The following is a 683-nucleotide window of genomic DNA, read 5'->3' as shown; positions in this document are numbered from 1 at the left end:
GCTAGTAATTGTTGAAGTTCATTGTACGTTGAAAAGGCGGAGTCTCTTTGAAGACTTCGCCTTTGTTTATATAGGGCATGAATGGTCTCGATACCTTTTATCGTACGTGAAGCATGACGAAGATTTTGAAATCCTGCGGATTTGGCAAAACGTCTCTTTACATGCCTATGATCTTGTTCAATAAGATTGTTTAAATGTTTGATTCTACAATGGATTGTAGTTTGATAAAATCCTTGTTTTCTTAATTTGTTAAATGCACAAAGTAATGCCGGCGCTTTGTCTGTAGTGAGAACCGTTGGTTCTCCAAAATGTTTTACCAATCTTTTCATGAAGGCATAGGCAGCCTGATGATCCCGTTTTTTACGAAGTTGAATATCCAATGTGTGTCCATCTTTATCAATTGCACGATAGAGGTAACGCCACTCTCCCTTAACTTTGATATAAGTCTCATCCAAATGCCAAGATAATCGTGCAGATTTATTTTTGGTTCTGGTGCAAAAATAAAATAAAAGAGAATAAAGCGCATATATTCTTAACGGAATCGTATCTTATGCTGCAAGTCCAAACAATTGATGGATGAATTCTTTCTGATTTTGGACAGACTGGTTGGTCTTACCCCCGTCAAGTGGACAGCTGTAAAAAAAGACTATGCAGCCATCGAGATTCGATATTCAATCGGAGCT

Annotated in this window: 1 pseudogene; it reads right to left on the bottom strand. The window is 37.6% G+C overall.

Annotation, left to right across the window (positions count from 1 at the left end):
• Positions 1-488 (bottom strand): annotated as a pseudogene (locus JDS96_RS30560) (IS6 family transposase); the annotation flags it as partial.
• Positions 489-683 lie beyond the last annotated feature (195 nt).

Origin of the sequence: Bacillus cereus group sp. N21, from assembly GCF_016483395.1 — a bacterium.
Classification (GTDB): domain Bacteria; phylum Bacillota; class Bacilli; order Bacillales; family Bacillaceae_G; genus Bacillus_A; species Bacillus_A pseudomycoides.
The sequence above is the reverse complement of the archived record's forward strand: the minus strand, read 5'-3'. Positions and strand labels throughout refer to the sequence as shown.